Source organism: Stenotrophomonas sp. SMYL20 (assembly GCF_036320045.1).
Classification (GTDB): Bacteria; Pseudomonadota; Gammaproteobacteria; order Xanthomonadales; family Xanthomonadaceae; genus Stenotrophomonas; species Stenotrophomonas maltophilia_A.
This window is the reverse complement of record NZ_JAWIRT010000005.1, coordinates 1-23,933: the sequence shown is the minus strand read 5'-3', so window position 1 is coordinate 23,933 and position 23,933 is coordinate 1. Positions and strand designations below refer to the sequence as shown.

At 67.9% G+C, this 23,933-nt stretch carries 21 protein-coding genes; 9 read left to right on the top strand and 12 right to left on the bottom strand.

Annotated features, from left to right (window positions below; all coding sequences use genetic code 11):
• Window position 1 precedes the first annotated feature (1 nt).
• Window positions 2-1,078: an HDOD domain-containing protein gene (locus V3B48_RS04985; RefSeq protein ID WP_032129353.1), complete on the bottom strand. Its 1,077-nt coding sequence runs from the start codon at window positions 1,076-1,078 to the stop codon at window positions 2-4.
• Between the two features lie 278 nt (window positions 1,079-1,356).
• On the opposite strand from V3B48_RS04985, the gene V3B48_RS04980 reads away from it, so the two are divergent.
• Entirely contained in the window at window positions 1,357-2,454 is a 1,098-nt protein-coding gene (locus V3B48_RS04980; protein ID WP_010482852.1) for a Glu/Leu/Phe/Val dehydrogenase dimerization domain-containing protein, read from the top strand.
• Between the two features lie 44 nt (window positions 2,455-2,498).
• Here the strand turns inward: V3B48_RS04980 and V3B48_RS04975 are convergent, their stop codons facing one another.
• Window positions 2,499-5,339, bottom strand: a complete 2,841-nt coding sequence (locus tag V3B48_RS04975; protein WP_329893321.1) for a S8 family serine peptidase — start codon at window positions 5,337-5,339, stop codon at window positions 2,499-2,501.
• Between the two features lie 183 nt (window positions 5,340-5,522).
• On the opposite strand from V3B48_RS04975, the gene V3B48_RS04970 reads away from it, so the two are divergent.
• From V3B48_RS04970 to V3B48_RS04960, 3 genes are all read left to right on the top strand, one after another.
• Window positions 5,523-6,698, top strand: coding sequence for a thiolase family protein (locus tag V3B48_RS04970; RefSeq protein ID WP_329893320.1), 1,176 nt, complete (start codon window positions 5,523-5,525; stop codon window positions 6,696-6,698).
• A gap of 124 nt (window positions 6,699-6,822) precedes the next feature.
• Entirely contained in the window at window positions 6,823-7,164 is a 342-nt protein-coding gene (locus V3B48_RS04965; protein WP_004153024.1) for a hypothetical protein, read from the top strand.
• 157 nt (window positions 7,165-7,321) lie between these two features.
• Entirely contained in the window at window positions 7,322-7,732 is a 411-nt protein-coding gene (locus V3B48_RS04960; protein WP_014647982.1) for a hypothetical protein, read from the top strand.
• A 308-nt stretch (window positions 7,733-8,040) separates the two neighbouring features.
• On the opposite strand, the gene V3B48_RS04955 is transcribed toward V3B48_RS04960, so the two are convergent.
• Window positions 8,041-9,678: an acyl-CoA dehydrogenase family protein gene (locus tag V3B48_RS04955; RefSeq protein WP_329893319.1), complete on the bottom strand. Its 1,638-nt coding sequence runs from the start codon at window positions 9,676-9,678 to the stop codon at window positions 8,041-8,043.
• Between the two features lie 113 nt (window positions 9,679-9,791).
• Between V3B48_RS04955 and V3B48_RS04950 the strand changes: the two genes are divergently transcribed.
• The 4 genes from V3B48_RS04950 to pdeM are packed head-to-tail and all read left to right on the top strand — an operon-like array spanning window position 9,792 to window position 15,481.
• Window positions 9,792-10,790 (top strand): ligase-associated DNA damage response exonuclease, encoded by a 999-nt coding sequence (locus V3B48_RS04950; RefSeq protein ID WP_329893318.1) that lies wholly within the window; start codon window positions 9,792-9,794, stop codon window positions 10,788-10,790.
• Window positions 10,787-12,394, top strand: a complete 1,608-nt coding sequence (locus V3B48_RS04945; protein ID WP_032129348.1) for an ATP-dependent DNA ligase — start codon at window positions 10,787-10,789, stop codon at window positions 12,392-12,394. Before V3B48_RS04950 ends, V3B48_RS04945 begins: the two co-directional genes overlap by 4 nt.
• A complete protein-coding gene (locus tag V3B48_RS04940; protein ID WP_329893317.1) occupies window positions 12,391-14,850 on the top strand; it encodes a ligase-associated DNA damage response DEXH box helicase in 2,460 nt (819 codons plus the stop codon). Before V3B48_RS04945 ends, V3B48_RS04940 begins: the two co-directional genes overlap by 4 nt.
• A complete protein-coding gene (gene pdeM, locus V3B48_RS04935; protein ID WP_032129346.1) occupies window positions 14,840-15,481 on the top strand; it encodes a ligase-associated DNA damage response endonuclease PdeM in 642 nt (213 codons plus the stop codon). Before V3B48_RS04940 ends, pdeM begins: the two co-directional genes overlap by 11 nt.
• 1 nt (window position 15,482) lies before the next feature.
• On the opposite strand, the gene V3B48_RS04930 is transcribed toward pdeM, so the two are convergent.
• The 9 genes from V3B48_RS04930 to rlmD form a co-directional block, all read right to left on the bottom strand.
• Complete coding sequence (locus V3B48_RS04930; protein WP_032129345.1) at window positions 15,483-15,752, bottom strand: hypothetical protein; 270 nt, start codon at window positions 15,750-15,752, stop codon at window positions 15,483-15,485.
• 179 nt (window positions 15,753-15,931) lie between these two features.
• Window positions 15,932-17,200, bottom strand: coding sequence for an NAD(P)/FAD-dependent oxidoreductase (locus V3B48_RS04925; RefSeq protein WP_032129344.1), 1,269 nt, complete (start codon window positions 17,198-17,200; stop codon window positions 15,932-15,934).
• A 102-nt stretch (window positions 17,201-17,302) separates the two neighbouring features.
• Window positions 17,303-17,509: a cold-shock protein gene (locus V3B48_RS04920; protein WP_005410590.1), complete on the bottom strand. Its 207-nt coding sequence runs from the start codon at window positions 17,507-17,509 to the stop codon at window positions 17,303-17,305.
• 88 nt (window positions 17,510-17,597) lie between these two features.
• Window positions 17,598-18,344 (bottom strand): S-methyl-5'-thioinosine phosphorylase, encoded by a 747-nt coding sequence (locus V3B48_RS04915; RefSeq protein ID WP_010482830.1) that lies wholly within the window; start codon window positions 18,342-18,344, stop codon window positions 17,598-17,600.
• A gap of 82 nt (window positions 18,345-18,426) precedes the next feature.
• Window positions 18,427-18,981: a hypoxanthine-guanine phosphoribosyltransferase gene (locus V3B48_RS04910; protein ID WP_005410592.1), complete on the bottom strand. Its 555-nt coding sequence runs from the start codon at window positions 18,979-18,981 to the stop codon at window positions 18,427-18,429.
• On the bottom strand, window positions 18,981-19,988 hold the full coding sequence (gene nagZ, locus V3B48_RS04905) for a beta-N-acetylhexosaminidase (protein WP_329893316.1): 1,008 nt from the start codon (window positions 19,986-19,988) through the stop codon (window positions 18,981-18,983). The genes V3B48_RS04910 and nagZ overlap by 1 nt, the downstream gene beginning before the upstream one ends.
• A 163-nt stretch (window positions 19,989-20,151) precedes the next feature.
• Window positions 20,152-20,847 carry a DsbA family oxidoreductase gene (locus tag V3B48_RS04900; RefSeq protein ID WP_329811196.1) on the bottom strand — a complete coding sequence of 232 codons (696 nt, stop codon included), beginning with the start codon at window positions 20,845-20,847 and terminating at the stop codon, window positions 20,152-20,154.
• Between the two features lie 114 nt (window positions 20,848-20,961).
• Window positions 20,962-21,447 (bottom strand): CYTH domain-containing protein, encoded by a 486-nt coding sequence (locus V3B48_RS04895; protein ID WP_071229427.1) that lies wholly within the window; start codon window positions 21,445-21,447, stop codon window positions 20,962-20,964.
• A 33-nt stretch (window positions 21,448-21,480) separates the two neighbouring features.
• Window positions 21,481-22,815 (bottom strand): 23S rRNA (uracil(1939)-C(5))-methyltransferase RlmD, encoded by a 1,335-nt coding sequence (gene rlmD / locus V3B48_RS04890; protein WP_049398293.1) that lies wholly within the window; start codon window positions 22,813-22,815, stop codon window positions 21,481-21,483.
• A gap of 127 nt (window positions 22,816-22,942) precedes the next feature.
• On the opposite strand from rlmD, the gene V3B48_RS04885 reads away from it, so the two are divergent.
• On the top strand, window positions 22,943-23,671 hold the full coding sequence (locus V3B48_RS04885) for a response regulator (RefSeq protein WP_329893378.1): 729 nt from the start codon (window positions 22,943-22,945) through the stop codon (window positions 23,669-23,671).
• Window positions 23,672-23,933: the final 262 nt, after the last annotated feature.

Here is a 23,933-nt window from a genome sequence, read left to right as displayed (position 1 = left end):
CTCAGGGCGCAGGACCCGCCTCTTCCTGTCCGGCGTCATCCCGTGTTTCCACGCTGCGCCCATGCAGGCGCCGCCAGATCCAGCGCAGCGCATGCGGCGGCGCCGAAGGCAACTGTTCAAGCAGGGCCAGCATGCGGCTCTGGCTGGCATGTCCGTGCCGGCACAGCAGGCTGGCCGCTGCGGCCGCGCTGGCCAGGCGCAGGCTGTCGGCCAGCGGGCCATCCGCCTCGGGCGCCAGCGCCTGGTGCACCGGCTCTGGCAGCTCCCAGGCCGCAGCCACGCGTTGCGCCAACGGCAGTGACCACTGCTGGAGCAGCTGCAGCGCCAGCGCCGGCTCCACCGTTTCATCGCGTGCCTGCGCTTCCTGCAGCAGCTGGCGCATCACCAGCGCGGCCCCCAGCCCCTGTACCAGGCCCAGCCACTGGGCGGCGAAGGCATCGCCGAAAGTGACCGTGCGCGCGTGGTCAGCGGCTGCGCGCGAGGCCAGCAGTGCGTGCTCCCAGATGATCGTGCTGAACTGCGGAAACACCTCGCACTGCACCTGCATCACCGGCTGCACCAGAACTGCGCTGATGATCTGTCGCACGCCTTCGGTACCGACCAGCGTCACCGCCCGCTGCAGGCTTTCCACCGGGCGCTCGTGCACCTTGTAGGCCGGGCTGTTGGCGATGCGCAGCAGGTTGCCGGTCAGCACCGGGTCCTGGCCGATGATCGCCGCCATCACCCGCGCCGACGCAGCATCGTCGTTGACCGTCTGGATCAGCTGCGGCAGCAGTTGCGGGCGGCGCGGCAGCTGACGGGCCGCCCAGTCCCGGTCCTGCAGCGCGCGCGCCACCGCCTCGCCCAACCCCGCGGCCTGCACCGCCGTGGATTCACCGGCCAGGCGCGGGTACAGGGCCAGTGCATGCAGGCCACGCTGCAGATGTGCAGCGATCTCGGCCGAGGGCAGAGCCTCGCCCTGCAGGCTGGCCGCAGCCGCCGCCACCGCCTGCCGCGACGCCGCCGCCAACCGGGACGGTGCCGTCCCGGTCGAGCGCGCCAGCCAGCCACGCAGTGATCGCCACCAGGCCGGCGTCATCGCCGCCCGCCCTGTCGTTGTGGTGCCCTTGCCGTCACTGACCGCCCTGCCTCTTCACGCGAATCCGGCCACCCGCCGTCGTCGCAGCATCGGCCGAACTTTCATCTTCTTTAACCGGAAGACCACCGATGTCGACGGCACCGGCCGGGGGAATGGACTAGAATGGCGCCGCGCGACCCGTCCCCCTGCACCGACGACGTCGCTTTTTTTGTTTTGGGACCCTACCGTTCACTGGCCGTTCGCTGCAGTTCGCCGCTGATCGCGCCATCGGAGACGCCATGCTATTCGAAACCCTCGCCACCACCGGCCACGAACAGGTGGTGTTCTGCCACAACCACGACGCCGGCCTGAAGGCGATCATCGCCATCCACAACACCACCCTCGGCCCGGCCCTGGGCGGCGTGCGCATGCGCCCCTACGCCAGCACCGACGAGGCGCTGGCCGATGCGCTGCGGCTGAGCCGGACGATGACCTACAAGAATGCACTGGCCGGCCTCAACGTGGGTGGCGGCAAGGCGGTGATCATCGGCGACCCCAAAGTGGACAAGACCGAGGTGCTGTTCCGTGCCTTCGGCCGCTATGTCGATTCGCTGGGCGGGCGCTACATCACCGCCGAGGACGTCGGAACCGACGTCAACGACATGGAGAACATCTACCTGGAAAGCCAGTTCGTGACCGGCGTGCACCAGGTCCATGGTGGCTCCGGCGATCCCGCCCCGTTCACCGCCTACGGTGCGCTGCAGGCACTGATGGCGTCGATGCGCTTCAAGTTCGGCCATGAGGAAGTGGGCAAGACCAGCATCGCCGTGCAGGGCCTGGGCCACATCGGCATGGAACTGGTGAAACTGCTGCGCGACCGCGGTGCCAAGCTGTACGTCACCGACCTGGACAGCGCGCTGGTTGATCGCGCGGTCAGCGATTTCGGCGCCGAAGCAGTCAAGCCGGATGAGATCCACGAGGTGAACGCCGACGTGTTCGCACCGTGCGCGCTGGAAGGTGCGATCAACGCCGACACGCTGCCGCGGATCAAGGCGAAGATCATCTGCGGCACCGCCAACAACCAGCTGTCGAGCCTGGAAATCGGCGACGAGCTGCATGCGCGCGGCATCCTGTATGCGCCGGACTATGCAGTCAACGCCGGTGGCGTGATGAACGTGTCGCTGGAGATCGACGGTTACAACCGCGAACGCGCAATGCGCCTGATCCGCAGCATCTACCACAACCTCACTCGCATCTTCGAACTGTCGCAGCGCGAGAACATCGCGCCGCAGCGTGCCGCCGACCGCATCGCCGAAAGCCGCATCCTGTCGATCGGCAAGCTGAAGATGCCGCTGGGCCGCAGCACCCCGCGCCTGGGCAACCTGCGCGGCGGTTGAACCTGCCGATGTCGCGCCGGGCATGACCCGGCGCGAGCCGTCCTTCAGAAGCCGGTGCTGTAGCGCAAGGCGGCCTGCCGCGCACCTTCGCCACCAACGCGCTGGTCGAAGCCCAGGCTCAGGCGGCCATTGCGGCCCCACCACGATTCCAGCGCCACGCCGATCAGCGCACTGCCGCGCGGCGCGTTCCAGCCCGCCAACGGCGCCCAGGCATCGACGCCGACGAAGCTGGCCTGCCAGTCCGCATCCGCACCATCAAGCCGTTGCTGCCATTCGGCATGCCCACGCAGCGTCCAACGCCCCCAGCCGCGCTCGCCGCGGATACCGGCCAGCATCTGGCTGCGCTGCACGCGGTTGGCATCGCCCCGCAGGCCGAAACCAAAGCCGCCGAGTTCATTGAAGGCGTCGGTCTCCACACGCGTGGTGCTGGCACCGACGTAGGGCGTCATCGATGCGCCCGCACGCCCCAGCCGGTACCCGCCCTCCACGCTGGCACTGCTGAAACGGCCGCCGTACCGCGCGGAGACACCATAGGCACCCGCACCGAGCAGCAGCTGACGATCCAGCGCGCGGGTGAACTGTCCGCTCCCCACCTGGGCCAGCGCGTAGCCACGTCCCAGATTCCAGCCGGCATACAACTGTGCCTGCGCCTGGCGATCACGCCCACGATCACCGCCGAAACTGCTGCCACCAGTGCTGCGGGTCTCGCCAAACGCCACGCCCATCAGGCCGTTGCTGCCCAGTGGCAGATCCTGGCCGGCCATCCAGCCCCGGCTGTCGGCAGCGTTGCCGGCGAAGCTGCCCTGCCCCGCCTCACCCAGCGCGCTCTGCCAGCTCCCGCGCAGGCGCGGTGCGGCCTGTACACGATCAAAGCGCTCGGCGATCGCACGCCGCGACATGTCGATGCTGTCGAAGGTCGCTGCTTCGGCTCGCGCATGCGCTTGACCGGACAGGCTCTGCAGGCTGGCGGCCAGGCCCTGCGGGCCACCGCCGGTCCACTGCAGGGCACCGGCCACTGCACCAAAGGCCGATCCCTGCAGGCCTGTGTTTTTGTCCAGCGCTGCGAATGCACCTTCCAGGCGCTGTGCCGCCGCCTGGGCGGACGCCCCCAGCCCGCTGGCCGCTGCGGTGACGCTGACCTGGGTCAGGTTCAACCACGCGTTGTTGCTGTCATAGCCGTAGCTGCTCTGCAGCAATGACAGCCCCTGCAGGCCACTGGAGGTAGCCGGCGTACTGAAGGTGCCGCTGAGTCCGCCTGCCGCATGGATCAGGTCCTGCCGGCTGCCGTTCTGTGGCACGTAGCCGGAAACGAAGCCATGCACGCGCACGCCACCGTCGATGGCGGCATTGCCGGTGACCTGCAGCGCATTGGCGCCCAGTGCGATCATCAACTGTGCGCCGGCCTGCTGCGTGTAGTTGCCCTCGATGGTGCCGGTGGTGTTGCCGGTGGTGAGGAATACGCTGCTGCCGTTGACCACATTGCCGATCACGCGGGGCGTGCCGCCATTGAACTGCAGGCCGGTCGAATCCGGATCGGACTGGCCGAGGATGGTCACGTTGGAACGGATCACGCCACCGTTCTGCAGCGACAGGATGCCGCGTTCGATGCGGGTGGCACCGGTGTAGCTGTTGTTGCCGGCCAGCACCAGGGTGCCCCCGCCCTGCTTGACCAGCCCGCCGCTGCCGACGATATCGTTGCGCCACGCCGAGCCGGTCGAGGCCAGATCCACGTTGGCGACCACATCACCCCAGTCGAAACGACCCGGACCGTTGATCGCACGACCGATGTCGAGCAGGCCGTAGCCGAACACCGGATCCACGCCCGGCGCGCCGATATCCTTGGCGGTGCCCAGCAGGGTCTGCCGCACCAGATCGTTGCTGAAGTACGGGAAACGCTCCCAGACCAGCGCCGCCGCACCGGAAATCAAGGGCGCCGCGAATGACGTGCCGTAGTTCCAGTAGTAGCTGCCACCGTTGGCATCGGGGTAGACCGCGCTGCCGGGCGCCGCCAGGCAGTAGCGGGCCGCCTGGCCACAAGCATTGGCATAGCTGGCCAGCGTACCGGGCGCATACGGATCCACGGCGGTGGCCACCAGCCAGCCGCGCTCCAGGTCGGCAGCCGGCAGCGTGCCGGCCACGCCCTGCTGGCTGGGCAGTGCGGCCAGGCTGCTCGGCTCGCTGCGGCCGTCATTGCCCGCGGCGAACACCACCAGCCCGCCATGGTTGATCACGAAGGGGCGATATTCGGCGGCCACCTGCGCGGTGGTCGGCAGGTCGGTCCAGTACAGGCCGCCCCACGAATTGTTCATCACCTTCACGTTGTAGCTGATCAGGTCCTGGTGGACCTGGGCCACGCCCAGCGGGCCGCTGAAGGAATTGCCCTTGCCGCTGCCGTCATCGACGGGCGGCTTGTCGGCAATGATCCGTGCCGACACGATCTGCGCCTTTGGCGCGATGCCACCCGGCCAGGAGCCCGTTGCCGCGCCGGCGGCGAGGCTGGCCACGGCGGTGCCGTGGCCGACCACATCATCGACACCCAGATTGTTCCTGGCCGGATCGATGTAGTTGAGGTTGGCCAGCACCCGGCCATTCAACGCCACCGCATTGCGCTGCACGCCGGAGTCGACGATGCCGATGCGCACGTTCTGGCCGGTCAGGCCGGCAGCCTGTGCGGCGCGCGCATTGGTGACTGACAGATGCGCGTCGAAGGCCGGCTCCTGCGGTTTGACCGGGGGCGGCGTCGTCGGTGGCGGGGTAGTCGGTGGCGGCGGTGGTGGCGGGGTATCGATGCGCACGTTGCCGCCCCCGCCACCTCCACCACAGGCCGTCAGCGCTACCGCCAGCGCGGTTCCCAGGGCAGACCTCACCATCATCGTGCGTTCCATCGATTCCTTCCCATGAACGTTGTCCTGCCTTCATCCCGGCAGGCGTGCGGCCGCGCCCAGCGGCGGCCCTCCCCGACCCTCTATACTTGGGTCGACCCCCACGCAGTCTGCCGGGAAACCGGGGCACATCCAACGGCCCCCGGTCTCCTTTCCGAACATTGCTTACGCATCAACGAGATTGCCATGTCCAACATCGTCATCGCCGCCGCCAAGCGCACCGCCATCGGCTCCTTCCTCGGCCAGTTCAACGGCGTGCCGACCCCGACCCTCGGCGCGGCCGCCATCGCAGCCGCCCTGGAACAGTCGGGCATCCCGGCCAGCGACGTTTCCGAAGTCCTCATGGGCTGCGTGCTGCCGGCCAACCTCGGCCAGGCGCCCGCCCGCCAGGCGGCGATCGCTGCCGGCATCCCGCTGTCGACCGGTGCCACCACGCTGAACAAGGTGTGCGGCTCGGGCATGAAGACCATCATGCTCGGTCATGACCTGATCAAGGCCGGTTCGGCCAGCATCGTTGTCGCCGGCGGCATGGAATCGATGTCCAACGCGCCGCACATGCTGCCGAACTCGCGCACCGGCAACCGCTTCGGCAACTTCCAGGCGGTCGATCACATGGCCCACGATGGCCTGGTCAACGCTTATGACGGCAAGGCGATGGGTGAATTCGCCGAATGCGCCGTGGACAAATACCAGTTCAGCCGCGAAGAGCAGGACGCCTACGCCATCGAATCGGTCAGGCGCGCGCAGGCGGCGCAGGCCAACGGTGCGTTCGCCGATGAAATCGTCGCGGTGAAGGTCGCCACCCGCAAGGGCGAGGTCGAGGTCACCACCGACGAGCAGCCGGGCCGCTCGGACATCGCCAAGATCCCGACCCTGCGCCCGGCCTTCAAGAAGGACGGCAGCGTCACCGCCGCCAGTTCCTCCAGCATCTCCGACGGCGCTGCTGCAGTGGTCCTGCTGACCGAGGAAGATGCAGCCGCTCGCGGCATCACCCCGCTGGCCCGCATCGTCGGCCACGCGACCCATTCGCAGGAACCGGAGTGGTTCACCACCGCCCCGATCGGCGCGCTGCACACGCTGCTGGACAAGACCGGCTGGTCGCTGGACCAGGTCGATCTGTTCGAGATCAATGAAGCCTTCGCCGTGGTGGCGATGGCGCCGATGCGCGAACTGGGCATTCCGCACGACAAGCTCAACGTGAATGGTGGCGCCTGCGCGCTGGGCCATCCGATCGGTGCCTCCGGTGCACGCCTGGTGGTGACCTTGGTCAACGCCCTGCGCACGCGCGGTGGCAAGCGCGGCATTGCCACCCTGTGCATCGGCGGCGGCGAAGCAACCGCAATCGCCATCGAATTGATTTAAAAAGATTTAACGATGATTTCGCAAAAATGAATGCGGGATCGCTTGACACCCAATCTTGGCTTGTCATCATGTTGTCGGCGCGCAGCATGCGCGTTGCCTAATTCTAACGACGAGGATTCACACAATGAGCATCAACAAGCTGCTGGTCGCGATGTCCCTGGCTCTGGCCCTGGCCGCCTGCTCGAAGCAGGAAGCTGCCCAGGACGCCGCTGCTTCGGCCAACGAAGCCGCCACCGAAGCCCAGGCTGCTGCCGACCAGGCCGCCGCTGCTGGCGCCCAGACCGCCGACGCTGCCCAGCAGGCCGCTGACACCGCCGCCACCGCTGCTGACGCTTCGGTTGACGCTGCTGCCCAGGCTGGCGCTGCTGCCACCGACGCCGCTGCCGGCGCCGCTGCTGACGCTGCCAAGGCTGCTGAAGGCACCGCTGAGAAGGCCAAGGACGCTGCTGAAGAAGCCAAGAAGTAATAACTTCTTTCTTCACGCTGTTCTGGAAAAGCCGCTGGTTCGCCAGCGGCTTTTTCTTTTTTCGAATGCGCGCGACTGAGCCGCTGCATCGCGACCCCGTCTTCACAACGGCATGAATAGGCTGGCGTCCCCATCCATTGCAGTACCGGAGACCGCCATGAAGATTCGTCCGATCACCACCACCCTGCTGGCCGCCTCCCTGCTGCTGGCCCTGGCCGCCTGCAAGGGCCCGGAAGCCGAACAGGCCAAGCAGGACGCACAGCAGGCTGCCGACAGCGCAGGCGCTGCCGCCCGTGACGCCGTGGACAAGGCCGCCGAAGCCACCCGCGACGCCGCCGACAAGACCGCTGCCGCGTCCGAGCAGGCCGCCGCCGATACCCAGCAGGCGCTGGACAAGGCTGCAGACGCCACCGCCAACGCCGCCGACAAGGCCAAGGACGCCGCAACCGATGCCGCCGCACACGCCAGCGACGCCACTGCGAACGCCGCACAGAAGGTCGCCGACAAGGCCCGCGATGTCGCCAATGACGCCAAGGCCAACGCCGCCAAGGAAGAAGCCAAGCACTAACGGTTCGTTCGCCGGGCATGGCCCGGCGCTACCGACCAGCCGAGCATCGGCTCGGTTGCACAGGAAAAGCCGCGGCACTGCCGCGGCTTTTCTGCTTTTCGCTCTCTGCTCTTTCTGTTGATTCTGTGGTGGACGCGTACGGAAAGTGTCCACGGACGCGCGGGTAGGTTGCGCAGGGGCGTAAGCGCCATGGATGGCGCGCCCGAGCTTACATGGACGTACTTGCAGCGCCCCCTGCGCGATCTACCCGCGCGGCCCACCCATCAGTATCAGCGCCCACCACGAGGGGCTCCGCCGTTGGCCGCCTCCTACGGCAGCGCGCGCGCCAGCATCGCCGTCAGCTCCACCCCCGCCGGCAGCGTCCCGAACGCCAGCCCGTGCTCCCCTTCCAGCCGGCTACGCACGAATGCCTCCGCCATCGGGCTGCGCGCACGCAGCAGCAGCGCCGCCTGCAGCAGCAGCGCAGTGCGCTCGCAGAACAGCCGCGCCTGCGCTTCCTCCGGTGGCGGTGCCGCTGCCCAACGCTGCAATGCCGCTGCATAGCGCCCATTACGGTCAGCCACCGATGCCAGCTCACCGCGCAGCGCCGCCATCGCCTCCGGTTCACGCGCCAGCGCACGCAGCACATCCAGGCACTGGATGTTGCCGCTGCCCTCCCAGATCGAATTCAACGGTGCCTGCCGGTACAGGCGCGGCAGCATCGACTCCTCCACGTAGCCCGCACCGCCCAGGCATTCCTGCGCTTCATTGACGAAGGCCGGCGCGCGCTTGCACAGCCAGTACTTGCCCAGCGCCGTCCCCAACCGCGCCATCGCGGCTTCATTGGCATCCACACCGGCGCGATCCACCGCGCGCGCGATCCGCATCGCCAACACCGTGGCCGCTTCCGACTCCAGCGCCAGATCAGCCAGCACGTTGGTCATCAGCGGGTGCTCGACCAGCAGCTTGCCGAAGGTACGTCGATGACGTGCGTGGTGCAGCGCCTGCGCCAGCGCCATGCGCATCTCCGCCGCTGCACCCAGCATGCAGTCCAGGCGGGTCATCATCACCATGCCGATGATGGTGGCCACGCCGCGCCCCTCTTCGCCCACACGCCATGCCTGTGCGCCGCAGAACTCGACCTCACTGGAAGCGTTGGCCCAATCGCCGAGCTTGTCCTTCAGCCGCATCAACCGGAACGCATTGCGGTCACCATCGGCCAGCCGGCGCGGCATCAGCAGGCAGGTCAGGCCTCCCGGCGCCTGCGCCAGCACCAGGAAGCCATCGCACATCGGTGCGGAAAAGAACCACTTGTGGCCGACCAGACGGTAACGCTCGCCATCGATCGGTTCGGCGCGCGTACTGTTGGCACGGACATCCGAGCCGCCTTGCTTCTCGGTCATGCCCATGCCCAGGGTGATGCCGGCCTTGTCCGCCACCGGCACGTCGCGCGGGTCATAGACCGGCGCAGCGGCCTTGCGCGCCCACTCGGCCAGATGCGGCTGCGAATGCAGTACCGCCACCGCTGCATGGGTCATGGTCAACGGGCAGCTGGTGCCCGCCTCGGCCTGGTGATGCAGGTAGCTCAACACCGCACGTGCCACGTGTGCGCCGGGCTGCGGCTCATGCCAGGACAATCCAGCGACGCCGTGCGATTTTGCCGTGTCCATCAACTGGTGATAGGCCGGATGGAACTCCACGGTGTCGATGCGATGGCCCTGTGCATCATGCGTGCGCAGTCGCGGACGATCACGGTTGGCATCGAAGCCCAGCCGGTACAGTTCATCACCGGCGAGTGCACCATAGACACCCAGTCGCGGCGCGAAGCTGGCGGCGCCTTCGCGCTGTACGGCCTCCATCAGCGCCACGTCGTCGGTCCACAACTGTCGCCCTGCGAACGGCGGCGGCTGGTTCAACACCACATGGGTTTCATACGGTGCGTTGCTGCTGAAGCTGGGTCCACTCATCCGGTCCATCCTGGCGGCAAGAGGTCTGCGGCCCGATTGTGCCGCATCGCCTGCCAAGCCCGTGTTCAGGCCGGTTCTCACCCTCTGCACGAGACGCAGGCCACAGTGACCGCATGGCAGGCAACGACGATCTGGTGGTGCTGCGCCCGGAGGGGCTGTACTGCGCCGCCGGCGATTTCCATATCGACCCGTGGCGACCGGTAGCGCGCGCGGTCATCACCCATGGCCACGGCGACCATGCCCGCCCGGGCATGGGGGAGTACCACTGCAGCGAAGGCAGCCTGCCGATCCTGCGCTGGCGCCTGGGTGACGTGCCGGTGCAGGGGCATGCCGAGGGTGTGCCGTTCCGCCTGGGGCAGGTGCAGATATCGCTGCATCCGGCCGGCCACGTGCTCGGTTCGTCACAGGTACGCATCGACGACGGGCAGCAGGTATGGGTAGCCTCCGGCGACTACAAGCGACAGCCTGATCCGACCTGCACACCGTTCGAAGTGGTGCCCTGCGATACCTTCATCACTGAAGCTACGTTCGCACTGCCGATCTACCGCTGGCCGGACACGCCGGCGGTGGCTGCAGAGATCCTGGCGTGGCGCCGCGAATGCGAACAACGTGGCGAAGCCGCGATCCTGCTGTGCTACGCATTGGGCAAGGCACAGCGGGTGCTGGCCGAGCTGCTGCCGCTGGACGATCGACCAGCCTGGCTGCACGGCGCCATCGCCAATGGCGTGGCGGTGTACCGGCAGGCCGGGGTGCCGATGCTGGAGACGCTCACCGTGGCCGAGCAGGGCCGCCAGCCGGACGCGGCGGGCCAGTTGATCCTCGCGCCGCCGTCGGCTGCGGGCACGCCCTGGATGCGCCGCTTCGGCCGCCACCAGCTGGGTTTCGCCTCGGGCTGGATGCAACTGCGCGGCAACCGCCGGCGCCGCAATGTCGATCGCGGTTTCGTCATTTCCGATCACGCCGATTGGCCAGCACTGCTGCAGACCATCGAACAGACAGGCGCGCAGCGGGTGATCGCTACCCATGGCAATACCGATGCGTTGATTCCGTTCCTGCGCGAACGCGGCGTGGCTGCCGAAGCCTTCCGCACCGATTTCGGGAGCGAGGAATGAAGGCCTTCGCTGCGCTCTACCAGCGCCTGGACCGCAGCACGGCTACGCTGGACAAGCGTGCAGCCCTGGTCGACTACTTCCGCCAGGCGCGCGCGCACGATGCGGCATGGGCGATGTACCTGCTCAGCGGTGGCAAGGTGGGCGGCGCACGCCGGAAGATCGCCGCCAGCGGCGAACTGCGCGGCTGGATTGCCGAAGAATCCGGCTTGCCTCCCTGGTTGGTGGAAGACAGCTACGCGCAGGTTGGTGACCTGGCCGAAACGCTGACCCTGCTGCTGGATGATCCATCGCAGCCAGCCGCCGACCGCCCGTTGGCTGATTGGATCGAACAGCATCTGCTGGCCGTGGCCAACCAACCCGAGGCAGTACGCCGCGCTGCGGTCGTCGCCGGGTGGCGGCAGCTGTGCAGCAGCGAACGCCTGGTGTTCAACAAGCTGCTGACCGGCGCCCTGCGCGTTGGCGTTTCGCAGCGACTGGTACAGCAGGCACTGGCGGAATGGTCCGGCCTGGACATCGCACGCATCGCCCAGCGCATGCTCGGCGAGTGGGTCCCCTCGCCCGGGCTGCTGGCTCAACTGCTGTCACCGGACGAGCTGCCGTCCGACCGCCAGCAGCCCTACCCCTTCTTCCTCGCCTCCCCTCTGGAAGGCGATCCTGCCGAACGCCTCGGCGCGATCGACGACTGGCTGCTGGAATGGAAATGGGATGGCATACGCCTGCAGCTGCTGCGCCGGCGTGGCGAAGTCGCGCTGTGGTCCCGTGGCGAGGAACGACTGGATGGCCGCTTCCCCGAGATCGAGCACGCCGCGATGGCGTTGCCGGAAGGCTGCGTGCTGGACGGAGAGCTGCTGGCCTGGGACGAGACCGCCAACCTGCCGCGCGCATTCACCGCCCTGCAGACCCGCATCCAGCGTCGCAAGCCAGGAGCAGCGACTCTGCGCAACACGCCGGTACGCGTGCTCGCCTATGACCTGCTGGAGCACGATGGCGCGGATCTGCGTGAGCTGCCGTTGCAGGAACGGCGTACGCGGCTTGCCGCGGTCATCGGCGCATTGGACGATGTGCGGATCCAGCTGTCGCCCGACGTTGCCGCCGTCGACTGGGCGCAGGCGGCGGCGATGCGCGATGTGGCACGCGAACGTGGCGTGGAAGGGCTGATGCTGAAACGACGCGGCTCACCCTACCTGGCTGGGCGACGCCGCGGTGACTGGTGGAAATGGAAGGTCGATCCGCTCACCATCGATGCGGTGCTCTTGTACGCACAGGCTGGCCATGGGCGGCGCAGCACGCTGTACACCGACTACACCTTCGGCGTCTGGGACGGCGACACGCTGGTGCCGGTGGCCAAGGCGTATTCGGGCTTGGACGACAAGGAGATCCTCGCGCTTGACCGCTGGATCCGCGCCAACACCCGCGAGCGTTTCGGGCCGGTGCGCAGCGTACGCGCCGAACAGGTGTTCGAGCTGGGTTTCGAAGCGGTCAACCGCAGCAGCCGGCACAAATCGGGGATCGCCGTGCGCTTTCCGCGCATCCTGCGCTGGCGCCACGACAAGCCTGCCAGCGAGGCCGATCAGCTGGCCAGCCTGCAGGCGCTGGCGCGATGACCCGCAGCCAGGCACTGCGCCGGCTGGAAGACTGGTTCGCGGCACGCGGCTGGCGCTCACTGCCTTTCCAGCGCGCGATGTGGCGCCACTACCTGGCCGGCGAATCCGGGTTGCTGCATACGCCCACGGGCAGCGGCAAGACGCTGGCGATGTTCGGCGGGCCGTTGCTGCAGGCGCTGATCGATCCACCGCCCTCGCCCCGCCGCGCCAGTGCGGTGCGCCCATTGCAGGTGCTGTGGGTAACGCCCTTGCGCGCGTTGGCCAGTGATACCGCACGCGCGCTCCAGGCCGTCGTCGACGGCTTGGGACTGGGATGGCGTGTCGGCCTGCGCAGCGGTGACGCCAGCAACCGCGAGCGGCGCCAGGCCCGCGAAGGCCGCATCGACGTACTGGTCACCACGCCCGAATCACTGGCGCTGCTGCTGAGCTATCCGGATACGTTGCCGCGCATGCGCCAGCTGCGCTGCGTGGTGGTGGACGAATGGCATGAGCTGCTGGGCAACAAGCGCGGTGTGCTGCTGCAGTTGAACCTGGCGGTGTTGCGCGAAGCTGCGCCTGCAGTGCAGCTGTGGGGGCTTTCGGCCACGCTGGGCAACCTGGATGAGGCGCGCGACGTGCTGCTGCCCGGACAGCCCGACGCGCCGATCGTGCAGGGCGTGCGCACGCGCGCGATCAGCGTGCGCAGCCTGCTGCCGGAACCCGGCGAACGTTTTCCGTGGGCCGGGCATCTGGGCTTGGCGCAGCTGCCGCGGGTGCTGGACGCGTTGATGCGGGCACGCAGCAGCCTGTTGTTCACCAACACCCGTGCGCAGGCAGAACTGTGGCATCAGGCGCTGGCCGCGGTCTGGCCGGAAACCCCGGACACGCTTGCGCTGCACCACGGCTCGCTGGATCCAGCGCTGCGCCAGCAGGTCGAGGATGGCCTGCGCGCGGGCGCGCTGCGCTGCGTGGTTGCCACCTCCAGCCTCGACCTCGGCGTGGACTTCCCCGAGGTTGAGCAGGTACTGCAGCTGGGCAGCCCGAAGGGCGTGGCCCGCCTGCGCCAACGCGCGGGACGTGCGCGTCACCGCCCGGGTGCCAGCGGTTCCATCCTGTGCGTGCCCAGCCATGCACTGGAGCTGGCCGAATACGCCGCGGTGCGCCGTGCATTGGCCCAAGGCGTGGTCGAAGCGCGCAGGCCGCCGACGCTGTCGCTGGATGTGCTGGCCCAGCATGCGGTCAGCCGCGCGCTGGCCGGTGGCTTCGACAGCGATGCGCTGCTGGCGCAGGTACGGCGTACCCATGCCTTCGCATCTCTCGGCGACGACGCATGGCAGGCCGTGCTGACGTTCATCGTGCAGGGTGGCCAGGCCCTGGCCCAGTACCCCGATTTCCACAAGGTCGTGCGTGATGCCGACGGCTACTACCGCATGCACGATCGCCGCCAGGTACTGCGCCATCGGCTGTCGATCGGCACCATCAGCAGCGATGGCAGCGTGCGCGTGCAGTTCCTGCGCGGTGGTGGCCTGGGTGCCGTGGAGGAACAGTTCGCCAGCCGCCTGCGTCGCGGCGACCGTTTCCAGTTCGCCGGGCGCCTGCTGGAACTGGTGCAGCTGCGCGACATGACCGCCTTCGTGCGGCTGGCACGAGGGCGCGGTGATGGTGTGGTGCCGCGCTGGCAGGGAGGCCAGTTGCCACTGTCGATGCCGCTCGGCCGCGAGCTGGAGTGGGTACTGTCCGGCGCCGACGACAGTGCCGAATCACGCTGGTTGTCCCCCTTGCTGGCACTGCAGCAGCAGTTGTCGGCGCTTCCCGGCCCAGAGCATCTGCTGGTGGAAGATGTGCGGCGCCGCGACGGCCAGTTCCTGTTCGTCTACCCTTTTGCCGGCCGTCACGTGCACGAGGCGCTGGCCGCCTTGCTGGCACTGCGCTGTACCCGCCGGCAGCGCAACAGCATCGGCTACGCGGTGAACGATCATGGCCTGGTGCTGGCACCGGCGCAGGCGATCGAACTGGATGCGGCGCGATGGCGAGCATTGTTCACCCCCGATCAGCTGCTGGACGATCTGCGTGCCGCGGTGAACCTGGGCGAGCTGGCGCGCCGCCAGTTCCGTGGCATCGCACGCGTAGCGGGCCTGCTGGTCCCCAGCCTGCCCGGCGGTATGCCGCGATCGCTGCGCCAGCTGCAGGCCTCGGCAGGCCTGCTCTACGACGTACTGCGCGAGCATGACCCCGGCCACCTGCTATTGGCATTGGCCGAACGCGAAGTGCTGCACGACAGCCTGGATCTGCCGGGACTACAGCAGGTCCTGGCAAGGATCGGCATGCAGGCCCTCTCCGTGCAGCACCCGACATCACTCACGCCACTGGGCTTCCCGTTATGGGCTGAACGCCAACGCGGGCAGTTCAGCAACGAGGACTGGCGCACCCGCGTGCAACGCGCGGCCCAGCAGCTGGAGCGCCGCCATGGCCGATGAACTGCCGCTGCTGCGCGCCGGCGAATCGCTGATACTGCTTGGCGCGCGTGCGCTGTACTGGCCCGCGCGGCAGGCGCTGTTGATCGCCGACCTGCACCTGGGCAAGGCCGATGTATTCCGCCGCGCCGGCATCGCATTGCCCAGCGGCGGCACCGGCGAAGACCTGCAACGCCTGCAGGGGCTGCTGGACAGGCATGCCTGTCGCGAGCTGTGGATCCTGGGTGACATCCTGCATGGACCGGCGCATCGCGCTGCGTGGTACCAGCAATGGCTGGCATGGCGCGAACGCAATGCTTCGCTGGACGTGCATGTCCTGCGTGGCAATCACGACCGCCAGCTGCCGCATGCTCAGTTGCAGGTACAGATCCACGATGAAGTACGGCTGCAGCCGTTCCTGCTTCGCCATGAGCCGATGCCCGATGCAGAGCTGCATGTGATCGCTGGGCATCTGCATCCGCAGGTCGCCTTGCCGCCATTGCGACGGCGCTTCCCCGCGTTCTGGCTGCGTGAGCGGATGACGGTGCTGCCGGCCTTCTCCGCATTCACTGCCGGCATCGTGCCCGTGCCCGCCCGCGGCGAGCAAAGGGTCGCCTGCGTGGAAAACGGCCTGGTGCAACTGCCGGTGGCTTGAATCAGGCCGGACGAATGCCCAGCTGCGGCATCAACTGGAAATCAGGCGTGTCGCCCTCACGTCGTCGCGGCAATGCCTGGATCGCCGCCAGCATTTCCTGCGCGCAGGTGCGGATGCGCGCGTGGTGCTCCGCTGATGCATGACTGATCAGGCTGCCGACATGGAACTCGAACACGTCCTCCAGTACGTCGGGCTGGTCCTCGTGCAGCATCTGCAGCAATCCGCGCAGCTTGCAGATTTCCGATTCCAGCTCCTCGACCGCGAACAACATGGCGTCCTCCTCTTCAACATCAGCGGCACATCCGGGCCGCAACAGGCCGCAACGGCAGCGCCGCCCGGGCCACGCGCGATGTTGATCACGGAAAGGAAAACGGGCGACGCGCAATCGCGTGCAACCTACTTCTCGCATATCGGCGGTGAGGCAACCGTTAATTCAGGTGACGACGCGCTTCACGCATTGGCCGAAATCGCGTTGATACGAGGCATTTCCGCTGCAGTGGCCAGTGCGTCGACGAACGCCGGATCCAGTGCAAGTGCACCGAACCAGCCGTGCTGGGTGCCACTGAGCACGCGCAGCATGTGGCCACGGCCACCGGGCAGGCGCCCCATCGGGCCCAGCAGCACGTCACGCGCCTTCGCCCAGGCGTCGCGGTCGGACTGGAACAGCGGCGTCAGCCAACGACTCCAGCGCTGGTACACCGCAACGTGTGCCCTGCGTTGCGCCTGGTAGGCCTGCAGCGCGACCGTGCTGCCGCCGTAGGTGCGCACCGCATCGCGCAGCGCCAGCGCATCGAGCAGCGCCATGTTCACGCCCTGCCCCAGCTGCGGGCTCATCGCATGCGCGGCATCACCGGCCAGCACCATGCGGCCGTGGTGCCAGCGCGTCATCACCGCATCACGGTAGACCGCGCGCGCCAACTGGCCGGCATCACGCAGATGGGCGAAGCGCGCACTGGCCTGCGGCCACAGTGCATGCAGTTCATCCAGCCAGGGCGTCATGCCATCGGCCTGCCAGCGTTCGAAGTCGGCGCGTGGCAGGCTCCAGAAGAAACTCAGGCGCGGCGTGTCATCACCGGGGCGCGTGCCGACCGGCAGCAGTCCGATCATCTTGCGCGCGGCCACGTAACGCTGCCGCAGCTCCTGCACGTGCGGCCAGTCCTCGGCCGGCAGCAGGCACCACAGCGCCCCCCACGGATACACGCGGTCCAGCCCGGCACCGCCGGCGATCGTGCCGCGCAGCGTCGATGCGGCGCCATCGGCGACCACTACCAGGTCGAACGGGCCATGCGTGCGCCCGTCGCTGTCGCGCAGACGGCCGTGTTCGGCATCCACCTCGGTAATGGTGGTACCGGCATGCAGCTGGCCCTCGCCTGCGCGCGCCTCGTCCAACAGCGAGAACAAGGCCCCGCGCTGCATGCCCAGGCCGTGCAGGCGCGCATCCAGTCCCTCGTAGCGCATGTCCATCACCGCGCGCTCGCACGGCGTGTCGCCATACAGGCGGTGCACCGGCGCGGCATGTGCGCGCACGGAATCAAGCAGGCCCATCTGCCACAGTACCTGCAGGCCGCTGGGCTGCAGCAGGAAACCGGCACCCACCGGCCCCGGCGTGGGCACGCGTTCGAAGATCTCCACCTCGTGGCCGTCACGGGTGAGCAGGATGGACACTGCCTGTCCAGCGGTGCCGTAGCCGATCACGGCGATGCGCAGTCGTTCCGTCATGGCCGCATTGTGCCCGAGGCGGGTGGATCGCGAGCGGGTCGCGGGCAATCCGCGCAAAAAAAACCCCGCCGAAGCGGGGTTTTCAACGCACTGTCGAGTGGATCACTCGGCCGGCGTGATGTTCGAAGCCTGGGCACCCTTCGGGCCCTGGGTCACGTCATAGGTGACACGCTGGCCTTCCTGCAGGCTGCGGAAGCCCTTGGAGTTGATGGCGGAGAAGTGCGCGAACACGTCGGCGCTGCCATCCTCCGGCGAGATGAAGCCAAATCCCTTGGCGTCGTTGAACCACTTGACGGTACCGTTCGGCATGGTGATGCGAGACCTTATGCAATGAATGGGTGGTGTACGCTGAACCCGCGCACAAGCTGAGTATGCAAAGCTTGCTCGGGGAAGACAATCACCCCCGTGCCAATTCGCCCACCAGTTCCGGAAGTCCGTTGCCGGCCGCCTGCACGTTGGCCAGCACTTCGGCCATCGTGATCTCCTCGCCATCACCACAGCCGGCAGCCCAGTTGGCGATGATCGCCAGGCAGGCGTAATCCAGCCCCAGCTCGCGTGCCAGGGCGGCTTCCGGCATGCCGGTCATGCCCACCAGATCGCAGCCGTCGCGGCGCATACGGGCGATTTCAGCGATGGTTTCCAGGCGCGGGCCCTGTGTTGCGCCGTAGCAGCCACCGTCATGGACCGTGACGCCGGTCACTTTGGCCGCAGCCAGGATCTTGCTGCGCAGCATTGGTGTGTACGGGTGGCCGAAATCAACGTGGACCACGTCGGTGCCTTCTTCCTCACAGATCGTGCTGATGCGGCCCCAGGTGTAGTCGATGATCTGGTCCGGGCAGGCCAGCACGCGCGGACCAAAGTGTTCGGTGATGCCCCCCACCGTGTTCAACGCCAGCACGCGCTGCGCGCCCAGCTGCTGCAGCGCGGCCAGGTTGGCGCGGTAGTTGATCTTGTGCGGCGGCAGCGAATGACCTTCGCCATGCCGCGCCAAGAACGCCACGCGATGGCCGAGCAGCGTACCAACGCGCACCGGGCCCGACGGACGGCCGAAGCGGGTGTCGACCTCGTGGGTCTGCACGTCGTCAAGCTTGGCCAGGTTGTAGACACCGGTACCGCCGATCACGGCCAGGGCGATCTGTTGCATTCGAAGCACTCCATGAAAAGACGAACGCCGGCACCCGAGGATGCCGGCGGCAGAAGAAGACGCGCCGCGGGCGGCTGCGCCGTTATTCCTTCATCGCGTAGATGGCCGGCACGCAGCGCAGGGTTTCGTTGACGTCCATGCCGAAGCCGAACACGTAACGGTCCGGCAGTTCGATGCCGGCGTAGTCGGCAGTCACGTCCGGCAGCGCGCGGTCGTGCTTCTTCACCGTCATCGCGGCGATGCGCACGTCGGTCGCGCCTTGTTCCAGGCACCAGGTGCGCACGCCCTGCAGGGTGTAGCCCTCGTCGAGGATATCGTCGACCAGCAGCACGCGGCGGCCGAACAGCGAGGTGGCCGGCTTGTGCTTCCAGACCAGGTCGCCGCCGGTGGTTTCACCGCGGTAACGGGTGGCGTGCAGGTAATCGAACTGCACGTCCTGGCCGCGCGCGCCCAGTTCCAGCGCCAGCTGGCCGGCAAACGGCAGCGCACCGTGCATGATGGACAGGAACAGCGGCACCTCGCCCTTGTAATCGCGCGCGATGGCGTCGGCGATACCAGCGATGGCCTTGTCGATGGTGGGGCGGTCGACCAGCAGGTCAGCCTGGGCCAGGGCCTGGGAAATGGTGAGGTTGGGCATCAGACGGTTCTTCCAAGGGTTTCAAGCAGACGGGATTGGGTGTCGCCATGGCGGGCATCGGCCAGCAGGCCGTCCCAGCCGAGCGCGCCGCGGCCCAGCAGGCCCAGCAGCGCAGCAGTATTGAGGGAGCGTCCCTGCACCGCGTGCAGGGCTTCATCGACCAGTTCCGGGTGGCAGACCAGCACCACGTCGCAGCCGGCATCCAGATGCGCGTGCACGCGCGCCGGCACGCCGCCGGCACTGTGCGAGGCGGCCATGCCGATGTCATCGGAGAACACCACGCCGCGGAACCCGAGCTCGCCGCGCAGGATGTCCTGGATCCAGCGCGGCGAATAGCCGGCCGGTTCCGGTGCCACCTGCGGATAGATCACGTGCGCCATCATCACCGCGTCGGCACCGGCGGCGATGCCGGCCTGGAACGGGACCAGGTCCTGGGCGCGCAGCTCGTCCAGCGCGCGCGGGTCGATCGCGGTATCCACGTGGGTGTCTTCCAGCACGGTGCCATGGCCGGGGAAATGCTTGAGCGTGGCGGCCATGCCGACCGCATGCATGCCGCGCACGTAGGCGGCGGTGAACGCGGCCACCACCTGCGGGTCTTCACTGAAGGCGCGGTTGCCGATGGCGCGGTTGCCACGGCCAAGGTCGACCACCGGCGCGAAGCTCAGGTCCAGGCCGCTGGCGCGCACTTCGCTGGCCATCAGCCAGGCGTGCTGCTCGGCCAGGGCCAGCGCCTGCTGCGGGTCGGTGGCGTACATCGCCCCGATGTCCTGCAGCGGCGGCAACTCGCTGTAACCCTCACGGAAACGCTGCACGCGGCCGCCTTCCTGGTCCACGCAGATCAGCTGCGGGCGTGGCGCGGCAGCGCGGATCGCCGCGCTCAGATCGGTCACCTGCTGGCGCGAGGCGAAGTTGCGCTTGAACAGCACCACCCCGGCCACGGCATCGTGCTGCAGCCAGTCACGTTCCTGGACGGTCAGTTCGGTGCCGGCGACGCCGATCAGCAGCATGGTCGATCTCCACAACGCGCGCCCGCATGGCGCAGTGCCGCATTGTCGCAGAACCGGCCGACAGGCGCAGTGGTCAGAAAAAGGGGACGGAGGGGATTAAGCCGCAATCGGCCCCTACGGGCTGGATACGTCTTAATTCCCTCCGTCCCCTTTTCGGATCCGGTCAGACCTTGCAGCCGTCCGGGCCGCAGGCCTCGTCGCCGTCAGCCGGGGCCGCAGGCGCGCCCTGCTCGGCGGCGATCTGGCGCAGGGCGTTGGCGAAGGCCTCGGGGGGCTGCGCCCCGGAAATGGCCCACTTCCCATCGATGACGAAGGTCGGCACCGAAGAAACGCCCAATGCATGAGCCTGCGCCAGCTTGGCTTCGACCTCGGCCAAGCCGCGGTCGGAGGCCAGCATCTGCGTGATTTCACCCGCGTCGAGGCCGCCTGCCGCGCCCGCCTTGATCAGCACCGAGGGGTCCGCCAGGTTCTGACCGTGCTCGAAGTGGGCGCGGAACAGTGCTTCGCCCACCGCATCCTGCACGCCGTGCTCGCCCGCCAGCCACAACACCCGGTGCGCCGGCAGCGTGGTCACCCGCACCTGGCCCTGGCTGAAGTCCATCGGCAGGCCCTCGGCCCGCGCGGTGGTCTGGGTCTGGCCGAGGATCTGTTCGGTACGCTCAACGCCGCCGAACTTGCGCACATAGGCCTCGCGCAGCGGCACCGGGGTGTCGTCCGCGTCCGGGTCGAGCTGGAACGGCTGCCAGTGAATATCGAGTTCAGGCGCGTTGGCGCCCAGCAACTGCACGCCCTGCTGGAAACGATGCTTGCCGATCCAGCACCAGGGGCAGACCACGTCGGAGTAGATGTCGATTCTCATCCTTTCCACATGGGGGCCGACACCCTCGATAAAAGGGGACGGAGGGGATTAAGTCGTTTCCCGCACAGATGGGGTAAAGACGACTTAATCCCCTCCGTCCCCTTTTTGGCGGCTTCACCACTCTGAATATGGGTGGCTGGCCAGGGCAACGTTGTAGTAGCGGGCATCATCGGTGACTTCGGCACCCACCCAGTCCGGCAGGTCGATGGTCTGGTCAGCGCTGTCCAGCTCAACCTCAGCCACTACCAGGCCGGCGTTGTCGCCGAGGAACTCGTCCACCTCCCAGGTCAGGCCGGCGTGTTCGACCAGATGGCGGCGCTTGTCGATCAGGCCGCCCACGCACAGCGCCAGCAGTGCGCGCGCATCGTCCACCGGGATCGGGTAGTCGAACTCCTGGCGGGTGTGGCCGATGGTTCGCGACTTCAGGTTCAGCGCGGCGTGGTCGCCTTCGATACGCACGCGCACCGAAGCGTTCTGGGTGCCGCGATCGAGCGCGCCCATGTCGTTGATGTAGCCCTGCGCCATCGGGATCACCCGGTGCGCGGCGGTGCGCCAGCCATCACTGCTGACGAGGAATTTGCGTTCGATTTCGATGCCCATCGCGCCATTATGCGCGATGGGCATGACAGCCGATCAGCGCTTCTCGAATACCGCGATACTTTCCACGTGTGCGGTGTGAGGGAACATGTCCATGGCACCGGCACTGACCAGGGTGAAGCCCTGTTCGTTGACCAGATAGCCGGCATCGCGTGCCAGCGAACCCGGGTGGCAGCTGACGTAGACGATGCGCTTGAACTGCTTCAGCGGCAGCTGCTGCAGCACTTCGATCGCGCCCGAGCGCGGCGGATCCAAGAGCAGCTTGTCGAAGCCCTGGCGCATCCACGGCGTGCTGCGCTGGTCCTGGGTGAGGTCGGCGCTGAAGAACTGGGCGTTGGTCAGACCGTTGCGCTCGGCATTCTCACGGGCCCGCGCGACGAGGCCAGCATCACCTTCCACACCGACCACTTCGCGCACGCGGCGCGCCAGCGGCAGGGTGAAGTTGCCCAGGCCGCAGAACAGGTCCAGCACACGCTCGTCCTCACCCGGCTCCAGCAGGTCCAGGGCGTGGGCGATCATCTTCTCATTGAGCTTGGCGTTGACCTGGATGAAGTCCAACGGACGGAACGCCAGTTCGACATCCCACGGCGCCAGCCGGAACGACAGCGGCACGCCCTGCCCGTCCAGCGGCTGCACGGTATCCACGCCACCGGACTGCAGGTAGATCACGAAGCCATGCTGCTGGCCGAAGGCGGCCCAGGCCACGCGGTCGGCATCGCTGAGCGGCTGCAGGTGGCGCACGGTCAGGACCACGGCCTGGTCGCCAGCGATGAATTCGATCTGCGGGATGTCACGCTTGCCATCGAGCGATTCGATGAAGGTGGACAGCGCCTCGACCTTGGTGCCGATCTCGGGGATCACGGTCAGGCACTGGCTGAGGTCGGCGACGAATCGCGGATCCTGTTCACGGAAGCCGACCAGGGTCTTGTCCTTCTTTTCGACCCGGCGCACCGAGAAGCGACCCTTGCGCCGGTAGCCCCAGCTATCACCGACCAGCGGCGCCAGCACGGTGCCCGGCTTCACGTGGCCGATGCGCTCCAGGTTGTCCATCAGCACGCGCTGCTTGGCGACAATCTGCTGGTCTTCGTCCAGGTGCTGCAGCACGCAGCCGGCGCAGGTGCCGAAGTGCGGGCACTTCGGGGTGACGCGCTGCGGCGAGGCCTGCAGCACTTCCACCGTACGCGCTTCGTCGAAATGGCGGCTGCGGGCGGTCTGTTCGGCCATGACCACCTCGCCCGGCAGGGCGCCGCTGACGAAGGTGACCTTGCCGCCCTCGCCTTCACGGCGGGCGACGCCGCGACCATCATGGCTGAGGTCGAGGATCTCGGTCTGGAACGGGGTACGGTCGATGCGGGAGCGGGATCGGGCCACGTGGCAACAGGCTGCGGGCAAAAATGGGGGCGTATTGTCGCAGATCCTGACCGGCAGGGTCCGGACCCGCTTGCGCCCGCCGCCGCTGTGCTTGATGATTGCAGCAGCTGACATGGAGGCAGCCCTGATGCAGATGACCCCGCGGGCCAGCCGGCCCCGCTTCCTGCTTGTCGAGGACGACATCATCAGCCGCGGTTTTTTCAAGGCGGCGTTGGAAACGTTACCGGCGGACGTGGACACCGCAGACTCATTGGCCAGTGCCCTGGCCAGCGCCGAGCCCGGCGCGCATGACCTGTGGCTGATCGACGTCAACCTGCCTGACGGCAATGGCGCGCAGCTGCTGCGCGAACTGCGCCGTTCACATCCCGACACCCCGGCGTTGGCGCATACCGCCGACGGCGATACCTCGATCCATGCGCGCCTGCGCGAGGCCGGTTTCAGCGACACGCTGGTCAAGCCGCTGGGCCGCGACCAGCTGCTGAAGGCGGTGCGCCGCGCTCTGGTCAACAGCCCGGCTGGGATCGTCATGGCCCAGGCGTCGGCCGCGGTCGAGCTGCAGGTACAGGACTGGGACGAGACTGCGGCACTGGCCGCGCTCAATGGCCAGCGCAACCACCTGATCGCGCTGCGCGAGCTGTTCCTGGCCGAGCTGCCGGGCGTACGCGATGCGGTCGAGCAGGCGGTGGACCAGCATGACGAGCGCCAGCTGCGCAGCCAGTTGCATCGGCTGCAGGCGAGCTGTGGCTTCGTGGGCGCGGCGCGGTTGGGCCGGGCGGTGCGCCAGTTGCATCATGCGCCGGAGTCCGGGCAGGCCCAGGCGGGGTTCCGCGACGCGGTGGCTGCCCTGCTGCATTAAGGGTTGTTCGGCAGGGCTGCGCCCTGCACCTGCCGAAGCCTTCAGGCAGTGGCAACGTCAATGGCCAGAGCCAGAGCGGCTCTGGCTTTCTGCTTGTTGGGCGGGGGGGGGGGGGGGGGGGGGGGCCGCCCCCCCCCCCCCCCCCCCCCGGGGGGGGCGCCGCCCCCCCCCCCCCCCCCCCCCCCCGCCGCCCCCCCCCCCCCCCCCCCCCCCACCCCCGACAGATTCCCGGTGACGGCTGGTAGATCCACGCCATGCGTGG

What these genes read in the sequence shown, in the direction of transcription:
- V3B48_RS04985 (WP_032129353.1), bottom strand. Translation starts at nt 1,078, where the DNA reads ATGACGCCGGCCTGGTGGCGATCACTGCGTGGCTGGCTGGCGCGCTCG.
- V3B48_RS04980 (WP_010482852.1), top strand. Translation starts at nt 1,357, where the DNA reads ATGCTATTCGAAACCCTCGCCACCACCGGCCACGAACAGGTGGTGTTC.
- V3B48_RS04975 (WP_329893321.1), bottom strand. Translation starts at nt 5,339, where the DNA reads ATGGAACGCACGATGATGGTGAGGTCTGCCCTGGGAACCGCGCTGGCG.
- V3B48_RS04970 (WP_329893320.1), top strand. Translation starts at nt 5,523, where the DNA reads ATGTCCAACATCGTCATCGCCGCCGCCAAGCGCACCGCCATCGGCTCC.
- V3B48_RS04965 (WP_004153024.1), top strand. Translation starts at nt 6,823, where the DNA reads ATGAGCATCAACAAGCTGCTGGTCGCGATGTCCCTGGCTCTGGCCCTG.
- V3B48_RS04960 (WP_014647982.1), top strand. Translation starts at nt 7,322, where the DNA reads ATGAAGATTCGTCCGATCACCACCACCCTGCTGGCCGCCTCCCTGCTG.
- V3B48_RS04955 (WP_329893319.1), bottom strand. Translation starts at nt 9,678, where the DNA reads ATGAGTGGACCCAGCTTCAGCAGCAACGCACCGTATGAAACCCATGTG.
- V3B48_RS04950 (WP_329893318.1), top strand. Translation starts at nt 9,792, where the DNA reads ATGGCAGGCAACGACGATCTGGTGGTGCTGCGCCCGGAGGGGCTGTAC.
- V3B48_RS04945 (WP_032129348.1), top strand. Translation starts at nt 10,787, where the DNA reads ATGAAGGCCTTCGCTGCGCTCTACCAGCGCCTGGACCGCAGCACGGCT.
- V3B48_RS04940 (WP_329893317.1), top strand. Translation starts at nt 12,391, where the DNA reads ATGACCCGCAGCCAGGCACTGCGCCGGCTGGAAGACTGGTTCGCGGCA.
- pdeM (WP_032129346.1), top strand. Translation starts at nt 14,840, where the DNA reads ATGGCCGATGAACTGCCGCTGCTGCGCGCCGGCGAATCGCTGATACTG.
- V3B48_RS04930 (WP_032129345.1), bottom strand. Translation starts at nt 15,752, where the DNA reads ATGTTGTTCGCGGTCGAGGAGCTGGAATCGGAAATCTGCAAGCTGCGC.
- V3B48_RS04925 (WP_032129344.1), bottom strand. Translation starts at nt 17,200, where the DNA reads ATGACGGAACGACTGCGCATCGCCGTGATCGGCTACGGCACCGCTGGA.
- V3B48_RS04920 (WP_005410590.1), bottom strand. Translation starts at nt 17,509, where the DNA reads ATGCCGAACGGTACCGTCAAGTGGTTCAACGACGCCAAGGGATTTGGC.
- V3B48_RS04915 (WP_010482830.1), bottom strand. Translation starts at nt 18,344, where the DNA reads ATGCAACAGATCGCCCTGGCCGTGATCGGCGGTACCGGTGTCTACAAC.
- V3B48_RS04910 (WP_005410592.1), bottom strand. Translation starts at nt 18,981, where the DNA reads ATGCCCAACCTCACCATTTCCCAGGCCCTGGCCCAGGCTGACCTGCTG.
- nagZ (WP_329893316.1), bottom strand. Translation starts at nt 19,988, where the DNA reads ATGCTGCTGATCGGCGTCGCCGGCACCGAACTGACCGTCCAGGAACGT.
- V3B48_RS04900 (WP_329811196.1), bottom strand. Translation starts at nt 20,847, where the DNA reads ATGAGAATCGACATCTACTCCGACGTGGTCTGCCCCTGGTGCTGGATC.
- V3B48_RS04895 (WP_071229427.1), bottom strand. Translation starts at nt 21,447, where the DNA reads ATGGGCATCGAAATCGAACGCAAATTCCTCGTCAGCAGTGATGGCTGG.
- V3B48_RS04885 (WP_329893378.1), top strand. Translation starts at nt 22,943, where the DNA reads ATGCAGATGACCCCGCGGGCCAGCCGGCCCCGCTTCCTGCTTGTCGAG.